The sequence below is a fragment of the Aeromicrobium sp. CFBP 8757 genome (assembly GCF_014841755.1).
GTDB lineage: Bacteria > Actinomycetota > Actinomycetes > Propionibacteriales > Nocardioidaceae > Aeromicrobium.
The window spans coordinates 1,169,877-1,192,181 of sequence record NZ_JACYUM010000001.1 but is presented as its reverse complement, the minus strand read 5'-3'; the positions used below and the strand labels follow the sequence as shown (position 1 = coordinate 1,192,181).

The window sequence follows — 22,305 nt, the reverse complement described above, 5'->3', positions numbered from 1 at the left end:
CGGCCTCAGTCGGTCGCCCTCCGTCCCCGGCGCAGCTGGCGCCGGTCGGCGCCCCCGCGGTCACCCGCGCGCCGTCCCAGCACCGGTCCGGCGTGGTCGACCGGGGTGGTCCCGGTCCACAGGCCCCGCAGGCGGGTGCGGTCGGCCGGGCGCAGCCACGACACGACACCGCTGCGCGTCCGGGGATCGCGGAACCGGAAGCGTGACGCGTCGGGCGTCACGTCCAGCACCCCGAGGTCGACGAGCCGGTCGAGCGCGGCGAGCGTCGACCGGGTGGCGGCGTCGACGCGACGGTCGTGGCCCATGGCCCGGACGACCTCCTCGACGCCGACGGGTCCCGCGGCCATCGACAGCAGCTCGCAGACCTGCAGCTCGTGGTCGGAGAGCTGGTCGATGACGAGACCGAACGCGACCGCGCCGGACGCCGACTGCTCACCGACCGCCGAGTCGTCCCACAGGTCGAGCCCCGCCTCGGTGGCCACCACGCGACCGTTCGCGAGCCAGGCGTGCAGGGTCGAGACGACGGTGCCCGCCAGGCACCCGGACTCGCGGGTCAGCTCCCCGAGGAGCGCGGGGGTCGGTGAGCCCCGCAGCACGGGCGTGGCCAGCGCCTCGACGTCGTGACAGCCGAGCGGTGGACACCGGACCGTGCGGACCGTCCGGCCCGTGGCCTCGGCGGCCGCGGTCACCTGGTCGAAGACCGCGGGTGTCGTCAGCACGACGATCGTGCCGGGCAGCACCGCGTCCCGCGACGACAGCCGTTGCTTGACGACCGTGCCGGCATCGGCGCCCCGTCCGTCGAACGGTCCCCACACGTCGAGGTTGCCCGTCGAGGCGCGGGCCGTCTCCAGCGCGGCGTCGACCAGCGCGTGCCGCCCGGAGCCGGTCTCCCCGACGACGCAGACGATCCCGCCGCCGGGCGTCCGGTGGGTCTCCTCGAGCTGCTCGACGACGGCCGCGACGTCGGCGGCCCGTCCGACGAACGGCACGCGCGCCGGGACCGGAGGTGATCCGTTCAGGACCGCGAGGTGCAGCGCCCGCGTCTGCTCCGACGGGTCGGCACCCAGCTCGTCGGCCAGCGACGCGCGGCACCGCTCGAACTGTCGCAGCGCCTGCTCGGTGCGACCGAGGCCCGCGAAGGCACTCATCAGCGTGCGGTGGGCCCGCTCCGACGACGGATCGGTGTCGAGCGCGGTCGTCGCGAGGTCGATCGCGTCGCGCAGCCAGAACAGCGAGAGCGCGCTCTCCGCGGCGTCGCAGAGCAGCTGCTGGCGCCGCACCGCCAGGGCCGTGCGCGCCTCCGACGCCCACGGCTGGTCGTCGAGGTGGGCGTGGAAGTCGCCGACGTAGAGGGCCTCGGCGCGCAGGCAGCCGCGGACGACCCCGGCCGCGTCACCGGTGCGCCACGCGCGGGCCCCGAGGTCGGCGATCGTCAGCAGCTCGAGCGCGTCGACCCAGCAGTCGACCAGCGTCAGGGCACCGAGGTGCGTGCGGACGCAGTTGCTGCCGATCGTCGTGCGGATCGCCGAGGTGGCGGTCCGCAGGCTCGCGCGTCCCGCCGACGCCGACGACTGCGGCCACAGCCGCTCCACGAGCGTCTCGGAGCGCACCGGCTGGTCTGCGGCGAGCGCCAGCATGCGCAGCAGGTCGGTCGTCTTGGCGGCGGTCCACGCCTGCGGCGCGACGACGGAGCCGTCGCTGCGCCGGACGCGCAGACGACCGAGCAGGCGGATCTCGATGCGGGTCACGACGGTGCCTCCCTCGGGCGGGGTGAGCACACGGTAGATCCCGCCACAGCGCCCCCACAGGGACCGAAGCCCTTGTTTTGACGATTGTTTTCCACGCCCGTGGCGTAATGGCGATGGACGCGGCCACAGCGTCGCGACCGCCGTCCCGTACGTCGAGGAGCGCCATGACAGATCACGCACACGACCGACGCGCAGGCAGCCGCCGGGTCGACCGCCTCGTGGTGGCGCCCCACGCCGACGACGAGTCGTTCGGCTGCGGGGGAGTGCTCGCGAAGTATCCCGAGCACTCCGCCGTCGTCGTGGTGGCCGCGGCCGACGAGGACCGCCGGCTCGAGTGCAAGCGCGCCCAGGAGGTGCTCGGGTACCGCGAGACGCACTTCCTCGACCTGGTCGACGGGGCCGTGGGCAACGACATGCACCGTCTGGTCGGGCTGCTCGACGACGTGCTCAACATCAGCCGCCCGCTCGAGCTGTACCTGCCCTACCCGTCGATGCACCAGGACCACGTCGCGACCTACGAGGCGGGCATGCGCGCCGCCCGGCTCTCGATGACGCCGGGACACTGGTTCCCGCCGACCGTCCTGGTCTACGACGTCGCGGCCTACGACGTCGACCTCTACCCCACCAACCTGCAGTGGAACGTCTTCGAGCCGTTGGCCGAGGACGCGATCGACCTCAAGGTCGAGGCCGTGCGGTCGTACATGTCGCAGCAGGTGGCCGGTCCGCACCCCGCCAACGGCATCAAGCAGACGGCCCACGCCATCGGGTCGGCGCGCCAGCTGCACTGGGCCGAGCAGTTCGCCCTCGTGCGCACCGTCCGCGGGCCGGACGTGGCCGTGCGGCAGCACCGGTCCGACGGCAGCGTGCTGCGACGCGGCGCGGTCCGATGATCGTCGCGAGCCGTCCGGCCGACCTGCTGCCGTGCTCCACGTTCTGGCACGAGATGGCGACGTCGGACCTGTTCGAGCTGGAGGTCGACGGCCGCTTCAGGCCCGGCGGCCACCACTGCCGGGTCGCGATGCGCGGCACGTGGGCGGTCGTGCCGGTGCTGGTGTGCGGGCCGGGCGCGACGCTCGACGACGTCATGATCGATCCGGTCGAGGCACCGCGGGCGCTGGCGGAGATCGTGCGCCGTCGGTACCGCAGCGCGCCGCGCTGGAGGACCATGGGTCCGCTCGTGACCGACGTCATCGACTCGATCGCGACCGATCGGCTGTGGGAGCTCAACGTGGGCCTCGTGGCGGGGGTGCGGGAGCTGCTGGGCATCTCGACGCCCGTCCGCGTCGCCCGGCGCGGCGAACGGCGTCCGCACCGCATCGGCGACGCCCTGCCGGTCCCGTCGCGCCATCGCGTGTTCACGGACGACTCCGTCCTGACGCTGCTCATGGACCACGACGACCCGATGGACCTCGTGCTGGCCGAGCACGAGCTGTACGAGGAGATCCGGGCATGACGACGGCGGACACCGGACGCGACCGGCTGCTCGTCGTCGGGCTCGGCCACGTCGGGCTGACCCTGGCCGTCCGGGCCGCCGAGGTCGGCCTGCAGGTGCTGGGGGTCGACTCCGACATGACCAAGATCGAGCTCGTGATGGCGGGGTGCTCCGACGTCGAGGACGTGTCGGACGAGCAGGTCGAGGCCTGCCTGCGCAACGGCTCGCTCGCCGTCCGGCTCGTGGACCGGAGCTCGGGCGTGCTGCCACGGTTCGACGTCGCCGTGATGGCGGCGCCGTCGCCCCTCAACGACGGTGCGCCGGACCTGTCGCACATCGTGGCCGCGGCGCGCGTGGTCGGGGCGAGCCTCGAGCGGGGCGGGCTCGTGATCCTGGAGTCGACGAGCTTCCCCGGGACGACCGAGCGCGTCGTGGCCGGTGTCATCGAGGAGGAGTCGGGCTTCAGACCGGGCACGGACTACGACCTCGGCTGCTCGCCCGAGCGGCTCGACCCGGGCAACCGGGTGCACACCTTCGAGACGACGCCGAAGATCGTGTCCGGCACGGACGCCCGGGCCCTGGCGCGCGTGACGGCGTTCTACGACCGGCTCGTCGATCGCACGGTCGCGGTGTCGAGCCCGTCGGTGGCCGAGTTCACGAAGGTGTTCGAGAACGTCTTCAGCCAGGTCAACATCGCCCTCGTCAACGAGATGGCGATGGTCGCGCACGAGCTGGGCGTCGACATCTGGGAGGTCGTCGCAGCCGCCGAGACCAAGCCGCACGGGTTCCTGAAGCACCTGCCGGGCCCGGGCGTGGGCGGCGACTGCATCCCGGTCGACCCGGTCTACCTCTCGTGGCTCGTGCGGGCCGAGCTCGGCACCCCGTTGCGGCTGAGCGAGCTGGCGCAGGAGATCAACGACGGCATGCCGTCGTACGTCGTCGGACGTGCCGCCGATCTGCTCGGCGGAACCCTGGCGGGAGCCCGCGTGCTCGTCCTCGGTGTCACGTACAAGGCCGGCACCGCCGACCTGCGGAAGTCACCCGCGATCGTGGTCGTCGAGCGGCTGCGGGCTGCCGGAGCCGTCGTGTCGGTCAGCGACCCCCACGCCCACGGCTGGACCATGACGCCCCTGCTGACCCCGGAGCAGGCGTACGAGGTCCTCGGCGACGTCGATCTGGTGATCCTCGTGACCGACCACCCGGAGTTCGACTACGGGCGGATCGCCACCGAGGCACGGTCGGTCCTCGACTGCCGGCACGCCATGGTGCCGTCGGAGACCGTCGCGAGCCTGTGATGAGCACCTGGCCACCGCCGCTGACGTCGGTGCTCGTCGCGCTGGCGACGGTCCTGGTGCCCGTCGCCGCAGGGGCCGCGCCGGAACCGCGCCCCGACCGCGAGCAGACCGTCGTGACGCTGATGTTCGACGACGGGTGGCGGGGGCAGTCGGCGGCCGGCGACCTGCTGGCGGCGCACGGGATGCGCGCGACCTTCTTCGTCAACAGCGGCATGTGGACGTACCCCGACTACCTGACCCGCCGTCAGGTCGTCCGCCTCGTGCACCAGGGGCACGAGATCGGCGGGCACACCCTGACGCACGCGCGACTCGCCACGGCCGGGAGGGAGGTCCGACGCCGTGAGGCGTGCCAGGACCGTGCCGACCTGCTCGCCCTCGGGACGACGGTCACGAGCTTCGCCTACCCCTACGGGTACCGCGACGACGACCTGCAGGGCGTCGTGGCCGGTTGCGGGTACACCAGCGCCCGCGCCGGCGACGGTCTCGCCGACCGTCCGCCGCAGGACCCGCTGTGCGACTGCGTGGCGCGCCTGCCCTTCGACCGGGACCGGTGGGCGGTGCCGGTCAAGCCGACGGGGGAGGCGCCGCTCGACGCCCCGACGCTCGAGCGCTGGGTGCGGCAGGCCGAGAGCGTCGGTGGGTGGGTGCCGATCGTCCTGGGCCGCGTCTGCGACGGCTGCGGGCCGGGATCGATCTCCGAGGAGGCCCTGACGTCGTTCGTCGCCTGGCTGGCACGACGGCCGGCGTCGACGCGCGTCGAGACCTTCGCCGCGGTCGTCGGTGCGGCGTCCGGCTCCTCGACGCGCGACGACGTCTCGCACGACCTGCCCCCGGCCCGGGTGCAGCCCGCGCGGGAGCCGCTCGCCGCCGTGGCGAGCCCGTCGGTCCCCGCGCGCACCGACTACGCCGTGTCCGTGAGCGGTCTGGGCATCGGCCAGGCGCAGATCGTCGGGGCCTTCGTGGTGGCGTCGATGATCGCCAGCATCGGTTTCCGCGTGGTCTCGCGACGCCGCCGGACGCATCTCGTCCGTCACACGGCCTGACACCGCTCACCACGTGACGGACGTCACGCGCTCGCGGGCGGTCGTGCCGCGCGGGCCGTGAGCCGACTCACGTCGCGACCCGTGCCGCGAGTCGGCCGTGCAGTCGTCTCCGGCTGGGACGGGCGGCATCCGGCTCCTAGGCTTCCCTGTTCATGTCACCTCGTGGAAAGGGAGCCACATCGTGAGAACCCATCGCACCATCAGCACCATCGCCGGAGCCGCCGCCGCGGCGGCAGCCGTCACCGGCCTCGTCGCCTCGTCGGGCCAGGCCGCGCAGGCAGCCGACACCTCGGCGTACTCGGCGGCCGTCGCGGCCGACGACCCCACCGCGGTCCTCAGCGGCACGCGCGACCTCGTGTCCGGGAGCACGACGGGGACGCTCAAGGGCGACGCTGCGACGACGACACTGCCCAACGGCGACACCGGGGTCGTCCTGGACGGGAAGGGCGACCATGTCTCGTTCCCGTCCAGCCCGAAGTACAGCATCGCGACGACGGGGGTGCTGACGGTCGAGTACCTGATGCGACCCGACACCCTGCAGTTCGCCGACGAGGAGGGCAGCGGCTACGTGTACGTCCTCGGAAAGGGAGATCCGAACCGTCACGAGTGGTACGGCCGGATGTACTCCAGGAGCAACGACGAGAACCGGCCCAACCGCATCAGTGCCTACGCGTTCAACCCGAAGGGCGGCCTCGGCGCCGGCTCGTACTCGCAGGAGTCCGTCACGACCGGGCGCTGGATCCACGTCACGGTGGTCTTCAACTCCACGGCCAGGTCGTCGGCGTACCCCTCGGGCTACGTCAAGCTGTACCGCGACGGAAAGCTGAAGGACACCGACTCGCTGGCCGACTACGGCATCAAGCCCGTCGCCGGCAGCGCCCCGCTGCGCCTCGGCACGGGCTACCTCGCGAGCTACTTCAAGGGCGCGATCGGACCGGTCGCCTTCTACGACCGCGAGCTCTCCGCGACGCGCGTCGCGGCGCACCAGGCGGCGCGCTGACACGCAGCGGCTGAGCACCGACCCGCAGGTCCGCGCCGACCAGAGGACAAGGTCCCTGGCGGCGCGGACCTGCGGGCGTGTGTCGTGCCACGCCGGTCGCGCACCGTGGGGGCACAGGGGAGGAGCTCCATGGGCACAGCCGCGACCGCGCAGCCGGACACCCTGCCGTGGCGCTTCCGCCACCCCGCCGTCGTGCCCGTGTCGCTCACGCTGATGGGGCTGCTGCTGCTCCTCGTCGTCGGGTACCGCGCCGACAGGCGCTCCACCGACCAGGTCATGACGGCGGCGCAGGAGCGCGTGAGGTCGAACCGTGACGCCGCGGTCCGTGCACTGGTGCGCCAGACCGACGACTACCTGCGCGCCGTGGAGGCGCTCGCCGAGGCCCCGCCCGTCGGCGATTACCTGACGACACGGGGAACGGCGGCTCCGCGACGCGTCGTCGACGACCTGGCGAGCCTGGCCAGGAGCCAGGACTCGCCGGCGGTGTTCCTCACCGACGCCTCGGGATCGACGCGTGCGTCCTACCCGGAGCAGCCCGAGCAGGTCGGGCGGAACTTCGCCTTCCGCGACTGGTACCAAGGGGCGTCGAGCTCGGGACGACCGTACGTGTCGGAGGGGTTCAGGTCGGCAGCGGTGGGACGACCGTACGTCGTCGCCGTGGCGGCCCCGGTGAGCCGCGGGGGCCGTCGTGTCGGCTACGTCGCCTTCCTGTGGGAGCTGGAGTCGGTGCGGCTGATCAGCGAGGGGGCGAAGGCCGACGACGGCATCTCGATCGTCGTGACCGACCAACGGGGGCAGGCCCTGGTCTCCTCCCTGGAGGTCGACCCGCGCGGACAGGGCACGCCCGGCGAGATCTCGCCGGAGACGGCTGCGGCCCTCGCCGGACGGTCGTCCAGCTTGACGACCGACGAGGCGTTGGTCGAGACCGGGCCCGTGCCGCCCATCGGCTGGACCGTGACCGCATCCCTCCCGAAGGACGACGCGGCGCTTCCGGCCGTCGCCTCCCGACGGACGCTGGAGCGGGCGTTCGCCGTGGCTTCGCTGCTGGTGCTCGTCGCGACCGCACTGATGTACTCGACGGCGCGACGTCGGGCGGGGGAGGCCGCCGCCGCCGCCCACGAGCGTCGGCTCCTGCTCGACAGCGAGGAGCGCTTCCGCCGCGTCTTCGACGAGGGCCTGACCGGCAAGTTCATCGTGGCTCCGTCGGGAGAGATCCTGCGCGCCAACGCGACGATGGGGACGATGCTGGGCCGGCCCCCCGAGCGGCTGGTCCACACCTCGATCGTCGACTGGTTCGTCGACGACGAGGACCGGGCGACGGTCGCCGCGGTCCTGGAGGGCCGCGCCGAGGGCGCCCGCACCGAGATGCGGATGCACTCCGGTGACGACACGGCACCGCTGTGGGGCCTCGTCGCGATGGCATGGATCGAGGAGCAGGCCGGCTCACGGGTCGTGCTGGTGCAGGTCGAGGACGTGACGGGGCGTCGCGAGGCCGAGCAGCAGCTCACGATGATGGCCCTGCACGACGAGCTCACCGGGCTGCCGAACCGCCGCCTCCTGCTGGAGCGCTGCGAGCACGCGGTCGAGCTCGCCCGGTCGGGGCGCACGGACGACACCTGGGTCTCGGTGCTGTTCATCGACCTCGACGGCTTCAAGACCGTCAACGACCGCGCGGGTCATGACGCGGGGGACCAGGTGCTCATCGGCGTCGCCCGCGACCTGCGGGAGGTGCTGCGACCGACCGACACGCTCGCGCGGATCGGTGGCGACGAGTTCGTCGTGCTGCTCGAGACCGACGACGGCCAGGAGGACCTCTTCCGCCTGGCGCAGCGGCTCGTCGACGCCGTCCGTCGCACCGTGCCCGACGACGAGCTCGGCATCGTGGTGTCCGCGAGCGTCGGGATCGCCCGGCTCGACGTGCTGGCCGAGCCCGACGTGCGTCCCGACCAGCTCATCGACCGCGCCGACGCCGCGATGTACCGCGCCAAGCAGCGCGGCAAGGATCGTCACGACATCTTCGACGAGCACCTGCACGACATCACCGAGGCGCGTCGGTCGCTGGAGCAGGCCGTGCGCGAGGGCCTCCACGACGACCGGATCGCGCTGGTCTTCCAACCGGTCGTGGACGTCGACACGGGGGTCGTGTGCGGTGCCGAGGCGCTGCTGAGGCTGCTCGACGCGTCGGGGTCGCCGCTGCCGACGCTGCCGGCCGTCGTGGCGGCCGAGTCGGCCGGCCTCGCCGAGGTGCTGAGCGACCGAGTGCTGGACCTGGCCCTCGCCACGGCCCACGGGTGGCCCGAGACGATGTCGGTCGCCGTCAACGTGAGTGCCCGCGAGCTGGCGAGCCGTGGCCTGCGGGGCCGGGTCGTGGCCGCGCTCGCCGAGCACGGGGTCGCGTCCTCACGGCTCGTGATCGAGGTGACCGAGACGTCGATCCTCAACGCGGGCCGGTCGGTGCTCGAGGAGCTCGAGCTCCTGCGCCAGGCGGGCGTCCGCATCGCGATCGACGACTTCGGCACGGCGTACGCGACGCTCAAGAGCCTCACGACCCTGCCGGTCGACATCCTGAAGGTCGACGCATCGTTCACGGCGGGGCTCCCCGACCAGCGCGCGCACTCGGCCGTCGTCCACGGGGTCGCGTCGATGGCCGCCGAGCTCGGCATCCCCTGCATCGTCGAGGGGGTCGAGACCGAGCGGCAGCGCGACGCGATCCGCGGCCTCGGCCTGCAGGCGCAGGGCTGGTGGTGGGGCCTTCCCCGCGGCCCCGAGACCGTTCCCGCCATCGCCGACCGACCGGCCGACGACACCCACGAAGGAGCAGTGCGATGAGAGATCGACCCGTCGTCATCGGCATGAGGAGACCGCACCCGACAGCGATGCACATCGCGATGCGCGAGGCCGTCGCCGGGCGCACGTTCGTGCAGGTGGTGCACTGCTGCGCCGCCTCGGACGCCGATCGGGGCCGGCTCGTGCTCGAGAGCATGCGCCCGCACGCGTCGCTGCCGGAGCGTCGCACCCCGCCGGTCGGATTCCGGTTGACGACGGCCGGCGTCGTCGACGCGCTCGAACGGGCGTCCCGGGCGTCGCGGCTGCTGGTCGTGGGGTGCGCCGACGCGACGTGGTTCACGCAGCTGCGCGGCAGCGACGTGGTCGCCCGGCTGGCCCGCCACGCCGACAGCCCCGTGATGGTCGTCCCGCACGACGAGAGGGAGCCGGGGCGCCCCGGCCGCGTGGTCCTGGGCGGCGGACGCGCCGCCGTCGGCGCGGCAACGGTCCGGTTCGCCCTCGAGCAGGCGCGTGACCGGGCGACGGTGGTCGTGGTCGGCCGGGAGGCGGCCGACGGGGCCACGGCTCCGGTCCTGGCCGAGCTGGCCGGGGAGTTCCCCGACGTCACGATCGACGTGCACGACCGTCCCGGTCCGCGGGTGGTGGCTGGGGACCTGGTCGTGGTGGAGCGCCCCGAGGACCGCTCCGTGCCCTTCGCGTGGTCGCTCGACCCCCTCGTCGCGACGACCGTCACGACGGCGGTCGAGCGGCGCTGCGCGATCGGCATCGTGCCGGGCGACGGACGATGAGGGTCCTGTCGGGCGTGCTCGCGACGACGCTGCTCGCGATCGGCGCACCGGGGTCGGCATCCGCCGGCGCGCTGGGCATCACGCTCGACCAGCTGCGTCCGTCGTCCGTCCGGTTGACGGTGGTGTGTCCGGTCGACCCGCCGACGACCGTCCTGGTCTTCTCGGCGGCGTCGACCCCGCAGCTCATCGGCAGCCGGGCCATCACGTGCCGCGGCGGAGGGAGGTCGCAGCACGTCGTGGTGCGGCTCTCGCCGCGGCTGACGGCGGGATCGCTCGTCGACCTGTCGGTGACGGTGTCGGGCGACAGCGGCGAGATCAACGCCTGGTTCGACGGCGCGCGGGTCGAGCCGTGCGGCCGACGCGTCAGCCCTGCGGCAGCTCGCGGTACTGGCTGACCGTGTGCCCGGCGTCCTGGCGCAGCACGATCTCGCCGCGCTCGCCGCACGCCGTGCACCAGTGCGGCAGCACGATCAGGTGACGTCGGCCGGGCTGGGTGCCGTCGCCGATCGTGGCGGTGACGACCGACAGGCCCTCGCCGCCCTCGGCGTGCAGCGGGATGACGTCACCGGCGGGGTCGATCAGCGAGACCTCGTCGAAGTGCAGCCCGCTGTCCGACTGGCAGCGCGGGCACCGGACGGCCCGCTCGCCGGTGAGCGAGATCGTGAGCTCCTGCTGGTCCGGCATGGGTGCCTCCTGGTGCAGTGGTGCGGGTGTGACATCGAGGAACGTCGATCAACCCTATAGGTCCGTCAGTACCAGTCCGAGACCGGGAAGGGAAGGGACCAACGTCAGCCCTTGCCTCTGTCCTTGCCGCCGCCCTTGCCCTTCGCCGCGCCCTTGCCCTGCCTCGGGGCCTTCGGCTTCGCGGCACCCTTCGACGTTGGGGCACTCCTGCCCGACGTCGAAGGGGTGCCGGTGCTCACGGCAGTGCCGCCGGACGACGACGGAGCCTGGGTGGCCGGCGCCGACGGCGAGGCGGCGGCGGGGGCGGCGGCGGGGGCGACCGCGACGTCGAGCGTGACCGTCGTCCCCAGCGGCACCTGGCCGGTGCGGTCGACGCCGACGACGAGGCCGGCGGTGCCGGCGCTCGGCACGTCGCGTCGCTGCACGACCAGCCCGAGACGTTCCAGCAGTGCGGTGGCCTCGTCGGCGGGCGTACCGATCAGGCGGTCGGCCGACACGTCGACGGTGCTCGTCGCGACGGCCTGCTCGACCGGCGCGACGTCCCTCGCGCGAGGCGACGCGTCGTCGCCGGTGAGCCGGCCGACGCCGAGCAGCAGAGCTGCTGCGACGACGAGAGCGGCGCCCGCGTACAGCGCGACGGGACGTCGCCGCCGCGCGCGGCCCGACGACGGCGTCGGCATCGCCGCCGTCGCCGTCGCCGTCGCCGCCGTCGCCGTCGCCGTCGCCGTCGGCACGTCGACGACGGACGCGGCCCCGATCGCCGCGGCCTCGCGGGAGACCTCGCCGGCGTCGGCCGGGCGGTCGACCGGGTTCTTCTCGGCGAGCCGGCGCACGAGCTCGCGGACCCGCGGCGGGACCGACGCGTCGAGCGGTGGCAGCTCGTCCTGCAGGTGGGCCAGCGCGGTCGCGACGTGGTGGTCGCGGCGGAACGGCGAGACACCCGTCAGGCACTGGTGGGTGACGACGCCCAGGGCGTACAGGTCGGACCGGGGAGTCGCCGACCGACCCGACGCCTGCTCGGGGCTGAGGTAGTCGGCGGTGCCGATGAGTGCCCCGGTGTCGGTCAACGGGTCGCTCGTGGCCGAGCTGGCGATGCCGAAGTCGACCAGGACGGCTCGTCCGGCGGGGGTCAGCATGATGTTGGCCGGCTTGAGGTCGCGGTGCACGACCCCGACCGCGTGGGCGGCGGCGAGCGCGTCGGCGACCTGCTGGACGATCGACATCACCTCGTCGATCGGCAGGCGCCCTCGGTCGCGGAGCACCTGCGAGAGGCTCCGGCCGTCGACGAACTCCATGACGATGAACGCCATGCCACCGTGCGTCGTGCTCCTGTCGTCGTAGTCGTAGACCTGCGCGACGCCGGGGTGGTGGACGGTGCTGGCCAGCCGGGCCTCGCTGCGCATGCGCGCGCGGGCGACCTCGTCGGCGAGGGCTCCGCCACGCAGCGCCTTGACGGCGACGACCCGCCCCAGGCGGGTGTCGGTGGCGCGGTACACGGCGCCCATGCCGCCGGCTCCCACGACGTCGCCGAGCTCGTAGCGTCCGTTCAGCTTCTCGGTCATGCGTCCTTCGTCCGGCGGGTTTCGACGTGCGACACCCCGCCCGCCGCAGGTGCGGCGAGCGGGGTGCCCGGGTGCGGCGTGCGGATCAGGCGCGCGAGCCGCGACGGTTGAAGATCGACCATCCGCCGGGGCCGACGGCCAGGCCGACGACGATCAGGATGATGCCGAACAGGATGCCGCCGTTGATCAGCGTGATGATGCCGTAGATGACGAGTGCGACGGCGATGATCCAGAGCAGAAAGCCCATGGTGGTTCCTTTCGTAGGTGGACGGCGCGGAGTGCGCCGACCGGTGGTGTGCAGAGCTCAGCGCGGCGGCAGGTCGTCTCGACGGACCGCGCGCGAGCGCTGTCCGTTCGCGACGAGGCTCAGGACGATGCCGAGGGCACCGGCCGCCATGCAGATGTAGCCGACGACGACCAGGTCGACGCCGGAGATGCGGTCCTGCACGGCGAACGAGAGGATGGCGCCGAGGGCGATGAGTGCTATCGATCCACCGAAGTACATGGGAGGCCCTTCCGTTCTGCGATGCGGCCGTCTGATGACGACATCGGACGACGTGCCCCGTACCAGCGGGTTCAAACCGATCGATCGACGAACATCTATGCCAAAGGTGACAGCGCGTGTTGCCCGGGTCGGGCAGGATGGACGACATGGTGTCTCCACCGCCGCTCGCCGAGTCGACGACGGACGTCTGCACGCCCGTGCCGAGAGATCCGATGCCCGCGGCCCAGGCCGCGCTGCTGGCCGCGCGCCTGAAGGCGATCGCCGAGCCCACCCGCCTGCGTCTGCTCTCGCTGGTCGCCGCCCACGACGGCCAGGAGGCGTGCGTCTGCGACCTGACCGGGCCCGTCGACCTCTCGCAGCCGACCGTCTCCCACCACCTCAAGATCCTGGTCGCGGCGGGCCTGCTGACCCGCACCAAGCGCGGCTCGTGGGCGTTCTACGCGCTGGTCCCCGGCGCCCTCGAGGGCCTCGCCGACGTCCTGCGGTCGTCGGTGGCCGGCTCGCCGTCCTAGGCGGCCATCACTCAGCGGCGGTACACCTCGTCCTGGGTGTGCAGCAGGTCGTCGGTGTCGTCGAGCACGGTGTCGACCCAGTCGTCCGGGTCGGGTCCGAGCGGGGTGGCCTGCCGCGCGACCGCGACGATGCCGCCGATCGGGTCGATCCCGTCGGCGTCGGCCAGGCTGCTCCAGCCGTCGGCGTGGGCCAGCTGGTACAGCGCGCGGCCGAGGTGGCTCACGTCGGCCGACGCCTCGTCGTCGGTGTCGCCGGGATGAACGCGCAAGTAGGCGGCCCGTCCGGCGGCCATGACGGCGTCGGCGTCCACGACCTCGTAGTCGTGACGCTGCACGACCGAGACGACCGCGACCGGCTCCTCATCCTCATCCTCGTCGTCGTCGTCGTCGTCGTCGTCCTCGTCGTCGTCCTCGTCGTCGTCGACGAACTGCTCGAGCACCAGCAGGGGGAAGCCGTAGCCCGTGTGCTCGGCCTGCGCCGTCCCGTAGGCCACGAGCGCCGCCAGCAGCTCCTCGCTGGCCCTGAAGACGGCCTCGTCGTCCCCGGCGGCCGCGATCGACGCCCGGGCGTGCTCACCGATGGCGTCCTGCAGGGACTCCGCCGCGGTGGTCAGGCGCGCGGCGCCCTCGGGCGTCCAGGTCGTGGTGTCGTCGTCCATGACGTCACCCTACGGACGGGCGTATCGTCGACGCATGACGGACTCCCTGTGGTCGTGGCGCTCGTCGCGGTCGATCCTGTCGATCGGCTCGCGGCACTCGATCCTCAGCATCGGGTCGCAGGGATCGTTCCTGTCGATCGGATCGGTCGGCTCGTTCTGCTCCGTGGGGTCGGCGTTGTCAGCCGTGTCGGTGCTGTCGGCGCTCTCGTTCGGGCCGCTCTCCAGCGTCGGCAGCTACCGGTCGAGGTCGGGGCGCTGGACGGCGAGCTCGTCCAGCGCCATCGCGAACAGCTCGTCGACGCCGACGCCTGACGCGGCCGCCATGACGGCGACGACGCTCGAGGGGGAGTAGGAGCAGTAGAGGCTGGCCTCGAGGAACCACGGCTCGCCGTCGGGATCGATCCTCACGTCGATCAGGCTGTAGTGGCGGCACCCGAGGGCCACGTGGCACCGGCGGGCCATGTCCCACACCTTCTGGGTGACGGGGTCGTCGGTCGGCACGATCCAGGCACGTGTCCGCTCCTTCGCCACGAGGTACAGCTCGCCGTCGCCCGTGCGGTCGAGCTTGTCGGCCGGGGTGCGGACGTCGGCGACGGCGTACTCCTCGAGCGGCAGGCACACGAGCCCGCCGTCGCGCTCGATGACGCCGCACCGCACCTCGCGGCCCAGCGGCACGAACGTCTCGACCAGGGCGGCGTCGGAGTGCTCGAGTGCGCCCTCGACGGCGGCGTCGAGGTCGGACGGGTCGCGCACGAGGCTCACCCCGGCCGAGTTGTCGGCGTCGACGGGCTTGACCACGACGGGGACGTCGACGTCGACCGTCTCGCCCCGGCGCACGACGACACCGTGCGGCACGGCGACGCCCGCTGCCGCGACGACCGCCCGCGCGCGGGCCTTGTCTGCCGTCAGGGCCATCACGTCGGCGCGGTTGCCGACGTACGGGATGCCGATGAGGTCGAACAGGCTGCGGTACGTCGTCATGCCGGGTAGGCAGAACATCTCCGGCACCATCACGTCGACGTCGCCACACGTCAGCACCTCGACGGCCTCGGACAGCGACAGCTGCGGCGCGGCCGCCACGTCCGCGGCGTCGAGGCCCGACGGGAAGCACCACGCCCCGCCGGGCGACACCCACGCGATCATCGGTCGGCAGGCGTCGTCGCCGGCCAGCACGTCGAGGAATCCCTGCGCGTACACGCGCGAGAGGTCCCCGTGGAACTCGTCGACGGGCGACCCCGCCAGGACGAGGACGGACAGGGCCATCAGTCGCCACCCTCCTCGACGAGCTTGCCGATGTTGAAGTCGATGCGCGACCACCCACGCCCGCGCACCAGGTTGTCGATCAGCAACGACGGGATCTGCAGGTGGTGCACGAGCAGGTAGGGCAGCGGGTCCCACCCGGTCAGGATCGCGTCCTTGCCGGCCCCGATCGTCCGCAGCCGTGCCGCGCGCCCCGGTTCCGTCAGCAGGCGCCAGGCCTCGTGGTACGTCCAGTACGTCGGTCGCGACGACCGCCGCGGCTCGATCACGGGGTGCCCGTCGTCGAGGTAGGCCGCGGCGACCGCCGGGTGGTCGTGGAACATCGTGATGGCCGAGTGCGTGCGCGGGTTGCACTCGATCGCGTACACCTCACCGTCGCGGTCTGACTCGATGAAGTCGAACGACAGCTGGCCCGTGACGCCGAGGTCCTCCACGAACGTCGTGACCCACTCGCGGATGGCGGGCTTGTCGACCATCTCGTAGTTGACCTGGAACGCCGACGACTCGCAGCAGCCGTAGACCTGCAGGTGGCCGTCGCGCACCGTCCCGTGGGTGCAGTACTCGCGGCCGCGCACGAACTCCTGCAGGATCCACGGATCGTCCGGCGTGATGCCGAGGCCCCGCGCGAACTCGGCGTTGCGCTGCGGGGTCTCGCGGCTCAGCCGGGTCAGGTCCATGCGTCCGACGGGGTTGTAGGCGATCCGCTTGAGGATGTACTCGCGTCCGGGAGGGAAGTCGAACTCCTCGACCTGCCGGGCGTCGGTGACGCGGCGCCAGTCGGGCACGCGCAGGCCGAGCGACGCGGCGTGCTGCGAGAACGTCGACTTGTCGTCGAGCATCCGCACGGTGTCGCCGTCGCCGTGCAGCACCTCGCAGTGCTCGTCCAGCACGGCTCGTGCGTCGGCGTCGTGGATGCTCGCCGCGGGGCTGGCGACCGGGACGACGACGTCGACGCCCTCGCGTCGCACGACGTCGAGCAGGGCCTGCGCGTACCCGGGCGCGGTGGGCTCCGGCACGACGTGGAAGGCGTCGACGGCGCGCGAGAACCGGTGCCCCGTCCAGCGGTACCGCGCCGACTCCACCAGGACGACGCGGTGCCCGGCCAGGTGGAACGACCGTGCCAGCTGCAGCGACTTGGTCATCTTGCCGCCGGTCAGCAGCACCGTGCGCGGTGACGACGCCTGCGCCGTCATCGGGCGCCGCCCGTTCGTCACCACGGCCGCGGCGGCCACCGCGAGGTCGAGCGGCAGGGTCACGGCGAGCCCGCCGAGGACGGCGGAGGTCCGCAGGATCGCGCGCGCCATCAGACCCTGCGGATCAGGGTCACGCCGTCGCGCAGGGGGACGAGCACCTGCTCGACCCGCGGGTCGTCGGCGACGAGCTGGTTGAACCGCGCCACGGCGGCGCCGTTGGCCGTCGGGTCGTCGGCCCACGGCTGGCCCTGCAGCAGGGTGTTGTCGACCGCGACGACCGCGCCGGGCGCCAACAGGTCGGAGTCGAGCAGTCGCCGGTAGTACTCGGCGTAGCCGGTCTTGTCGGCGTCGACGAACACCAGGTCGAAGGCGCCCTCGAGACGGTCGAGCGTCTCGACCGCCGGGCCGACCTCGATCGTCACGGCCGCGCCGGCGGGGGAGAGGTCGAGCCACTCGCGGGCCAGGCCCGCGACGTAGGGGTCGACCTCGCACGCCACGACCTCGCCGCCCTCAGGCAGCGCCTCGGCGATCGCGAGGGCCGAGTAGCCCGTGAACATGCCGATCTCGAGCACGCGTCGCGCCCGCAGCATCCGCACGAGGAACGCCAGGAAGCGACCCTCGACGTGCCCCGACAGCATCTCCTGCTCGAGCGGGCCCGATCCCGACACGACCTCGCGCGACGCCCACGGGGCCTCACGCGTACGGCGCGCGAGCTCGGCCAGGTCGGCCGACTCCGGCGACGTGCACCGGTCGAGGTACGGGTCGAGGCCGCCCGCGAGGTCGCGGGCGCGTCGCAGCCGCGCGACGACGTCGGCCGGCACCCCGTCCCCGAGCCGGTCCGCGATCTCGTCGAGCTCGCGGGCGAGGATCGTGGTCGGGGTGACGGGACGCGGCGCCGGTGGGACGGCCTCGGTCACTGCTCGGCCGTGAACATGTCGATGCCGGCGCCCTCACGGTCGAAGCCGAGGCAGACCTTCTTGTGCAGCGTCAGCGCGTCGGTGAGCTCGCTGACGTCGAGGTCGTTGAGGAAGTGGCACTGGCCGATCGGGTCGGGCACGGCGGCGCGCAGGAGCCCGTCGCGCGTCTTGAGGATCGACGCCGTGGCCTCCTCGAGCAGCTCCGCGGTCAGGTGGGGGCTGTCGAGCGCGAGACCCAGGGCGCTCATGACGCCGAGCACGCGGTCGCGGTCGGCGGTCGACAGCAGCCCGCGCTGCTCGGCCACCGTCGTCGACAGCGCCATGTCGATGTTGATCGCGTGACCGTGGAAGAACGGCGCCGGTGGCGACAGCTCGAGCGTGGGGCTCCACGTGTGGCCGAACGCGATGACCCGGTCGAGGTCGAGCTCGTGCAGGTTCGGCGTCTCGAGCTCGAGCATCGTCGCGATCGCCGAGTACGTCAGGCGGTGCGCGACCTCGCGGAGCTCCTGCGTGCCGTCCAGGTGGCCGAAGCGCGTCCGCAGCAGCTCGGGACCGTGCTGCTCGAGCATCTCGAAGATCCCGAGGTTGCCGACGACGGCGATCTTGATGAGCTCGGCCATGCCGTTGCGCACCTGGTCCTCGGGCAGCGTCGCCAGGAACGAGAAGTCGAGCAGGACGGTCGACGACGCGTGGTACGCGCCGAGCCGGTTCTTGTTCTTGCCGTGGTTGACCGCGACCTTGATCGACACGCTGGCGTCGATCAGGCCGATCAGCGTCGTCGGGATGCGGATGTACGGCGTGCTGCGGCGGTAGCTCGCGCACGCGAATCCCGCGACGTCGGTCGTCAGCCCGCCGCCGACGACGAGGACGGGCTCGGTGCGCACGAGGCCGAAGCGCTCGAACTCGCCGACGATGTACTCGAACGTCTCGAGCGACTTGGCGGTCTCGCGGATCTGCACCGGCACGAGGGTCAGTGCGATGTCGTGGTGGGCGAAGTACGCCTCGATCCGGTCGCCGTACAGCGACAGCACCGACTCGTCGACGACCATCAGGGTGCGGCCGTACGGGCGGTAGGCGTCGGCGAGCTGGAGGTTCTCGACGTCGAACACGCCGTCGACGTAGACCAGGTCGTACTCGATGCGTTCGTACCCCTCGACGCTGAACGAGCGGTCGTCGGCGGTGACGCGGGCTTGCATGGAGCTCATGGATGTCCTTCGGGAGTCAGGCGGCGATCAGGCCGCGGACGTGGGTCGGGTCGAGCTGGGTGACGGTCTCGGCGGCCGTGCCGAAGTCCCCGTCCGCGGTGTTCTCGTTCGGGAAGGCGACGCACGTGACCGACGCCGCCGCGGCCGCGCGCACGCCGCCCTCGTTGTCCTCGATCGCGACGCACGAGCCCGGCTCCTCGCCGAGGCTCTCGAGCGCGTGGCGGTACGCAGCCGGGTCGGGCTTGCCGGCGTCGACGGACGAGGCGTCGACGATGACGTCGAACGAGTCGGCCGTCAGCGCGGGCGACAGCGCGGCCAGCAGGGCGTCGATGTTCTCGCGCGAGGTGGTCGTGACGAAGCCGACCTTCACGTCGTCGGCCCGGGCGGCCTCGATGGTCTCGACGACCCCCGGACGGGCCGAGACGCCCGACCCGGCCAGCAGGTCCTGGAAGATCTGCGACTTCGTCGCGTGCACGGCGGCGGCGTCGACCTCGACGCCCTGCGAGCGCGCGTACTCCGCGATGCGGTCGGCACCGCCGTTCGAGCCGAGCATCGAGACGTAGTCGTCGCGGCTCCAGCTCCAGTCGAGGTCGTGGGCGCTGAACGCCTCGTTGAACGAGCGGCGCTGCAGCTCGGAGGTGTCGGCGAGCGTGCTGATGGAACCGAACAGGATGGCGGACATGAAGGGCCTTTCGGGCGACGTTCCGGGTCTAGTTGAACTCACCGTACGGTAGCGAACAGAAAGTGCAATAGGAGAACGCAGCGCGATCTAGTACCTTCACTCGGACGAGATCTCCGGGAGGTGGCCAGCGTGGTGCAGAAGTCGCAGCGACGCGGCGACGCCGACGACGTCCGGGTAGCCCGTACCCGCCATGACGTCGCTCACACGGCCCTGAAGGTCCTGACGCGCGAGGGGTGGGAGGCGCTGTCGCACGCGCACGTCGCCGCCTCGGCCGGCTACTCGCGCACGACCCTCTACACGCACTGGCCGCAGAAGATCGACCTCGTGGTGCTGGCGCTCGACGCCGTCCGCGACATGCCGCACGACGAGCGCACCGGCGACGTCGAGACCGACCTCGTCGCGGAGCTGACGACGTTCCGTCGCGGCATCGTCGAGCTCCGGCTCGACAAGGTGCTGATGGCGCTGGCGCAGTGGGGCGCGACGGTCGACGAGGTCGCCGCGATCCGCGACCGGGTCGTGGAGGACGGCGAGAGCGTCGTGCGCGAGGTGCTGGCCGACGTCGCGGAGGGCGCCGAGCTCGAGGCCGCCGTCGCGATGCTGTCAGGAGCCGTCGTGTGCCCCGTGCTGATGCACGACACGCTGCCGTCCGACGACCTGATCCGGCACGCGGTGCGGATCGTCCTGCGAGGCCTGGGTCAGACCGTCAGCACGAGCCCGGCCGCGAACACCAGGTAGAAGCCACCCGCGTAGAGCAGCTTCGTCGCGGTGAACGAGCGGTGGCGCACGGCCCACAGCAGGTAGGCCACCGACGCGAGCGTCGCGAAGCCCGCGAGCATCAGCGGGGTGTCGAACTTCCACGTCGTGAATCCGATGCCGATCGCGGACGGCACGGTGGCCTGGATCATCATCGAGCCGGAGATGTTGGCGAGCGCGAGGTTGGCCTTGCCCTGACGCACCCAGATGATCGCGTTCATGATCTCGGGCAGCTCGGTCGCGATCGGCGAGAGCAGCAGCGCGACGACGACGGCCGGCAGCCCGAGGGCCGGTCCGGCCCACTCGAGCTGCTCGACGAAGACCTGCGAGGCCGCGAAGATCACGACGAGCGAGCCGACGGTCTGCAGCACGACCGGCAGGGTGCCGGGCTTGGCGGCCCTGGGGCGCAGCTTCAGCGGCTCGAGGTCGTCGGCCGACGCGGCATCGCCGTCGTCGGTCATCTCCTTGTAGAAGTAGACGCCGTACGCCACGAGGAACAGCAGGCCGAGCCACGGCTTGATCGCGAAGGCGACCAGACCCAGGGCGACCTTGACCGCGAAGATGCACAGGAACCAGACCTGGTCGCGGGCGAGACGCTCGGTGTCGATGCCCTCGTCGTCGCGCAGATCGGTGCCCGGAGCGCCCTGCCGGCCGGCCAGCGCCATGGCGCGCTTCCTGCGGAAGCGCAGGAACAGCATGCCGCCCGTGACGGCGTACGCGATGGTGCCGACGACCAGCGGTCCGCCCATCGCCGCGCCCACCGCGATGTCGTTGCCGTTCTCCTCGCTGCCGAACAGCACCGCCATCAGCGTCACGACCGACTCGGGCAGCGCCGTTCCGGCCGCTGCCAGGATCGTGCCGACCGCCATGCCGCCGACCTTCAGGCGGACGCCGAGCCACTCGATCGCGTTGACGAACCACTCGCACGACAGGTAGATCGCGACGGCGCAGACGACCAGCAGGAGCACGTGAATCATGTCGACGACGCTAGGGTCGCGCGCGGCGCCCGCAAACGTCGTCGTCCCAACTGCAGAGTTCGGAGTTCCGAACTCTGCCCGCGCGAGCGGCTAGGCGGGCGTCCCGACGTGCTGGCACGCGGCGTAGTGGCAGCCCGTCGACGTCGCGTCGACGCCCGGGGGAGCGTCGGCGACCCACAGCGCCGCGACGGCCTGCACGCCGAGGTCGAGGGGCGTCGCCTTGTCGGTGGACGCGATCGAGACCTCCGTGGCACCCCCGAACGGCTTGAGCCCCGTGACCGTGAGCCCGACGTCGAGCACCACACCGTGATCGGCGAACCAGCGCAGCAGCTCGGGGTCCTCGTCGTCGATGCGCGCGACGACGCCGCTCGCGCCCTCGTCGAGCTCGCCGAGCGGGCGCGCCGCCGGCAGGTGCAGGACGCCCGCGGCGGTCGGGATCGCGTCGCCGTGCGGATCGCGCCACGGGTGACCGAGACGGCGGTCCATGCGGTCGAGCATCAGGTCGGAGATCGCGTGCTCCAGCACCTCGGCCTCGTCGTGCACCTCGTCCCAGCCGTAGTCGAGGGCCGTCACGAGGTACGTCTCGACGAGGCGGTGGCGGCGCACCATCTGCAGGGCCCGCGCGAGGCCGGCGGGCGTCAGGTCGACGTTGCCGTAGCGCTCGTGCTCGACCAGGCCGTCGTCGGTGAGGCGGCGCACCATCTCCGAGACCGACGACGTCGACGCCCGCAGGCGGGCCGCGATGTCGCCGACGGTGCGCGCGGACGCGTCCCACTCGCCCACCGAGAAGATCGCCTTCAGGCAGTCCTCGACCGCAACCACATTGCGTCTGTTGGCCACGCCGAGAGGATACCGGCACGGGGATCGTGCCCCTCGATGGGAGACTCACGCCATGGAAACCGTGCGTGCGTTCGTCTACTACCGCGAGAACTACCTCATGGGTGTCGCCCGCCCCGGGGCACTGTCGTCCGACGGCAGCCACCTCACCCTCCAGTCGAACGACCTGCAGGTCGTCTGGCAGGCGCCGGTGGGCGACGTCCGGGTCAAGAAGGGCATGGGCATCCTGACCGTCAGCATCAAGGGCGAAAAGGCGTCGATCCTCACGGCGGTCGGCGGCAGGACGTCACCCCGGCCGTCCGACGAGCTCACGGCGCTGCTCGAGTCGGGTCATGGGATCGCCGACGCTCCGTCGGTCAGGGACGCGCAGTACGTCTCGTGGCGGGGGATGCCGAGCGTCGGGGCCTACGCCCAGGGGCAGAAGGCGCTGCGCGAGCTCTTCGCGTCGCTCGGCGTCCTGGACTGA

General features: G+C 72.4%; 25 protein-coding genes. 12 read left to right on the top strand and 13 right to left on the bottom strand.

Annotated elements, in window-relative coordinates; all coding sequences use genetic code 11:
- Positions 1-5 precede the first annotated feature (5 nt).
- Positions 6-1,748 carry a BTAD domain-containing putative transcriptional regulator gene (locus tag IFT73_RS05895; protein WP_192166773.1) on the bottom strand — a complete coding sequence of 581 codons (1,743 nt, stop codon included), beginning with the start codon at positions 1,746-1,748 and terminating at the stop codon, positions 6-8.
- A gap of 164 nt (positions 1,749-1,912) precedes the next feature.
- Here IFT73_RS05895 and IFT73_RS05890 point away from each other — a divergent pair, with 164 nt between their 5' ends.
- The 8 genes from IFT73_RS05890 (at position 1,913) to IFT73_RS05855 (ending at position 10,488) form a co-directional block, all read left to right on the top strand.
- Positions 1,913-2,638 (top strand): PIG-L deacetylase family protein, encoded by a 726-nt coding sequence (locus tag IFT73_RS05890; RefSeq protein ID WP_192166772.1) that lies wholly within the window; start codon positions 1,913-1,915, stop codon positions 2,636-2,638.
- Positions 2,635-3,201, top strand: coding sequence for a WbqC family protein (locus tag IFT73_RS05885; protein ID WP_192166771.1), 567 nt, complete (start codon positions 2,635-2,637; stop codon positions 3,199-3,201). The genes IFT73_RS05890 and IFT73_RS05885 overlap by 4 nt, the downstream gene beginning before the upstream one ends.
- The gene (locus IFT73_RS05880; protein ID WP_192166770.1) at positions 3,198-4,475 is read left to right on the top strand and encodes a nucleotide sugar dehydrogenase; all 1,278 of its coding nucleotides are present in this window, start codon (positions 3,198-3,200) and stop codon (positions 4,473-4,475) included. The genes IFT73_RS05885 and IFT73_RS05880 overlap by 4 nt, the downstream gene beginning before the upstream one ends.
- Positions 4,475-5,518: a polysaccharide deacetylase family protein gene (locus tag IFT73_RS05875; protein ID WP_192166769.1), complete on the top strand. Its 1,044-nt coding sequence runs from the start codon at positions 4,475-4,477 to the stop codon at positions 5,516-5,518. The genes IFT73_RS05880 and IFT73_RS05875 overlap by 1 nt, the downstream gene beginning before the upstream one ends.
- Before the next feature lie 181 nt (positions 5,519-5,699).
- Positions 5,700-6,518, top strand: a complete 819-nt coding sequence (locus IFT73_RS05870; protein ID WP_056608691.1) for a LamG-like jellyroll fold domain-containing protein — start codon at positions 5,700-5,702, stop codon at positions 6,516-6,518.
- Positions 6,519-6,647: 129 nt separating this feature from the next.
- Positions 6,648-9,347: an EAL domain-containing protein gene (locus tag IFT73_RS05865; RefSeq protein ID WP_192166768.1), complete on the top strand. Its 2,700-nt coding sequence runs from the start codon at positions 6,648-6,650 to the stop codon at positions 9,345-9,347.
- Positions 9,344-10,093, top strand: a complete 750-nt coding sequence (locus IFT73_RS05860; protein ID WP_192166767.1) for a hypothetical protein — start codon at positions 9,344-9,346, stop codon at positions 10,091-10,093. Before IFT73_RS05865 ends, IFT73_RS05860 begins: the two co-directional genes overlap by 4 nt.
- Positions 10,090-10,488: a hypothetical protein gene (locus IFT73_RS05855; RefSeq protein ID WP_192166766.1), complete on the top strand. Its 399-nt coding sequence runs from the start codon at positions 10,090-10,092 to the stop codon at positions 10,486-10,488. The genes IFT73_RS05860 and IFT73_RS05855 overlap by 4 nt, the downstream gene beginning before the upstream one ends.
- On the opposite strand, the gene IFT73_RS05850 is transcribed toward IFT73_RS05855, so the two are convergent.
- The 4 genes from IFT73_RS05850 to IFT73_RS05835 form a co-directional block, all read right to left on the bottom strand.
- Complete coding sequence (locus IFT73_RS05850) at positions 10,457-10,777, bottom strand: hypothetical protein (protein WP_056608679.1); 321 nt, start codon at positions 10,775-10,777, stop codon at positions 10,457-10,459. The two genes, IFT73_RS05855 and IFT73_RS05850, sit on opposite strands and share 32 nt — an antisense overlap.
- A gap of 104 nt (positions 10,778-10,881) precedes the next feature.
- The gene (locus tag IFT73_RS05845) at positions 10,882-12,339 is read right to left on the bottom strand and encodes a serine/threonine-protein kinase (protein ID WP_192166765.1); all 1,458 of its coding nucleotides are present in this window, start codon (positions 12,337-12,339) and stop codon (positions 10,882-10,884) included.
- A gap of 85 nt (positions 12,340-12,424) precedes the next feature.
- Entirely contained in the window at positions 12,425-12,586 is a 162-nt protein-coding gene (locus IFT73_RS05840) for a GPGG-motif small membrane protein (RefSeq protein WP_192166764.1), read from the bottom strand.
- Between the two features lie 57 nt (positions 12,587-12,643).
- Positions 12,644-12,844 carry a DUF6458 family protein gene (locus IFT73_RS05835; RefSeq protein WP_056608675.1) on the bottom strand — a complete coding sequence of 67 codons (201 nt, stop codon included), beginning with the start codon at positions 12,842-12,844 and terminating at the stop codon, positions 12,644-12,646.
- Positions 12,845-12,990: 146 nt separating this feature from the next.
- Between IFT73_RS05835 and IFT73_RS05830 the strand changes: the two genes are divergently transcribed.
- Complete coding sequence (locus tag IFT73_RS05830; RefSeq protein WP_192166763.1) at positions 12,991-13,356, top strand: metalloregulator ArsR/SmtB family transcription factor; 366 nt, start codon at positions 12,991-12,993, stop codon at positions 13,354-13,356.
- A gap of 11 nt (positions 13,357-13,367) precedes the next feature.
- Here IFT73_RS05830 and IFT73_RS05825 read toward each other — a convergent pair whose 3' ends face one another.
- The gene (locus tag IFT73_RS05825; RefSeq protein ID WP_192166762.1) at positions 13,368-14,015 is read right to left on the bottom strand and encodes a hypothetical protein; all 648 of its coding nucleotides are present in this window, start codon (positions 14,013-14,015) and stop codon (positions 13,368-13,370) included.
- 34 nt (positions 14,016-14,049) lie between these two features.
- Between IFT73_RS05825 and IFT73_RS05820 the strand changes: the two genes are divergently transcribed.
- The gene (locus tag IFT73_RS05820) at positions 14,050-14,367 is read left to right on the top strand and encodes a hypothetical protein (RefSeq protein WP_192166761.1); all 318 of its coding nucleotides are present in this window, start codon (positions 14,050-14,052) and stop codon (positions 14,365-14,367) included.
- Here IFT73_RS05820 and IFT73_RS05815 read toward each other — a convergent pair.
- The 5 genes from IFT73_RS05815 to IFT73_RS05795 are packed head-to-tail and all read right to left on the bottom strand — an operon-like array spanning position 14,250 to position 19,272.
- Positions 14,250-15,278, bottom strand: coding sequence for a D-alanine--D-alanine ligase (locus tag IFT73_RS05815; RefSeq protein ID WP_192166760.1), 1,029 nt, complete (start codon positions 15,276-15,278; stop codon positions 14,250-14,252). The genes IFT73_RS05820 and IFT73_RS05815 overlap by 118 nt on opposite strands.
- A complete protein-coding gene (locus tag IFT73_RS05810) occupies positions 15,278-16,579 on the bottom strand; it encodes a hypothetical protein (protein ID WP_197983508.1) in 1,302 nt (433 codons plus the stop codon). Before IFT73_RS05810 ends, IFT73_RS05815 begins: the two co-directional genes overlap by 1 nt.
- A complete protein-coding gene (locus tag IFT73_RS18825) occupies positions 16,579-17,385 on the bottom strand; it encodes a class I SAM-dependent methyltransferase (protein WP_192166759.1) in 807 nt (268 codons plus the stop codon). The genes IFT73_RS05810 and IFT73_RS18825 overlap by 1 nt, the downstream gene beginning before the upstream one ends.
- Complete coding sequence (locus IFT73_RS05800; protein WP_192166758.1) at positions 17,382-18,590, bottom strand: sedoheptulose 7-phosphate cyclase; 1,209 nt, start codon at positions 18,588-18,590, stop codon at positions 17,382-17,384. The genes IFT73_RS18825 and IFT73_RS05800 overlap by 4 nt, the downstream gene beginning before the upstream one ends.
- 16 nt (positions 18,591-18,606) lie before the next feature.
- Entirely contained in the window at positions 18,607-19,272 is a 666-nt protein-coding gene (locus tag IFT73_RS05795) for an HAD family phosphatase (RefSeq protein ID WP_056608656.1), read from the bottom strand.
- Positions 19,273-19,401: 129 nt separating this feature from the next.
- Here IFT73_RS05795 and IFT73_RS05790 point away from each other — a divergent pair, with 129 nt between their 5' ends.
- Entirely contained in the window at positions 19,402-20,007 is a 606-nt protein-coding gene (locus IFT73_RS05790; RefSeq protein WP_162248851.1) for a TetR/AcrR family transcriptional regulator, read from the top strand.
- Here IFT73_RS05790 and IFT73_RS05785 read toward each other — a convergent pair.
- Positions 19,968-21,002, bottom strand: a complete 1,035-nt coding sequence (locus IFT73_RS05785; protein ID WP_192166757.1) for a sodium:calcium antiporter — start codon at positions 21,000-21,002, stop codon at positions 19,968-19,970. The genes IFT73_RS05790 and IFT73_RS05785 overlap by 40 nt on opposite strands.
- Before the next feature lie 90 nt (positions 21,003-21,092).
- The gene (locus IFT73_RS05780) at positions 21,093-21,842 is read right to left on the bottom strand and encodes a metal-dependent transcriptional regulator (RefSeq protein ID WP_056608647.1); all 750 of its coding nucleotides are present in this window, start codon (positions 21,840-21,842) and stop codon (positions 21,093-21,095) included.
- Between the two features lie 52 nt (positions 21,843-21,894).
- Here IFT73_RS05780 and IFT73_RS05775 point away from each other — a divergent pair, with 52 nt between their 5' ends.
- Complete coding sequence (locus IFT73_RS05775) at positions 21,895-22,305, top strand: hypothetical protein (RefSeq protein ID WP_157432564.1); 411 nt, start codon at positions 21,895-21,897, stop codon at positions 22,303-22,305.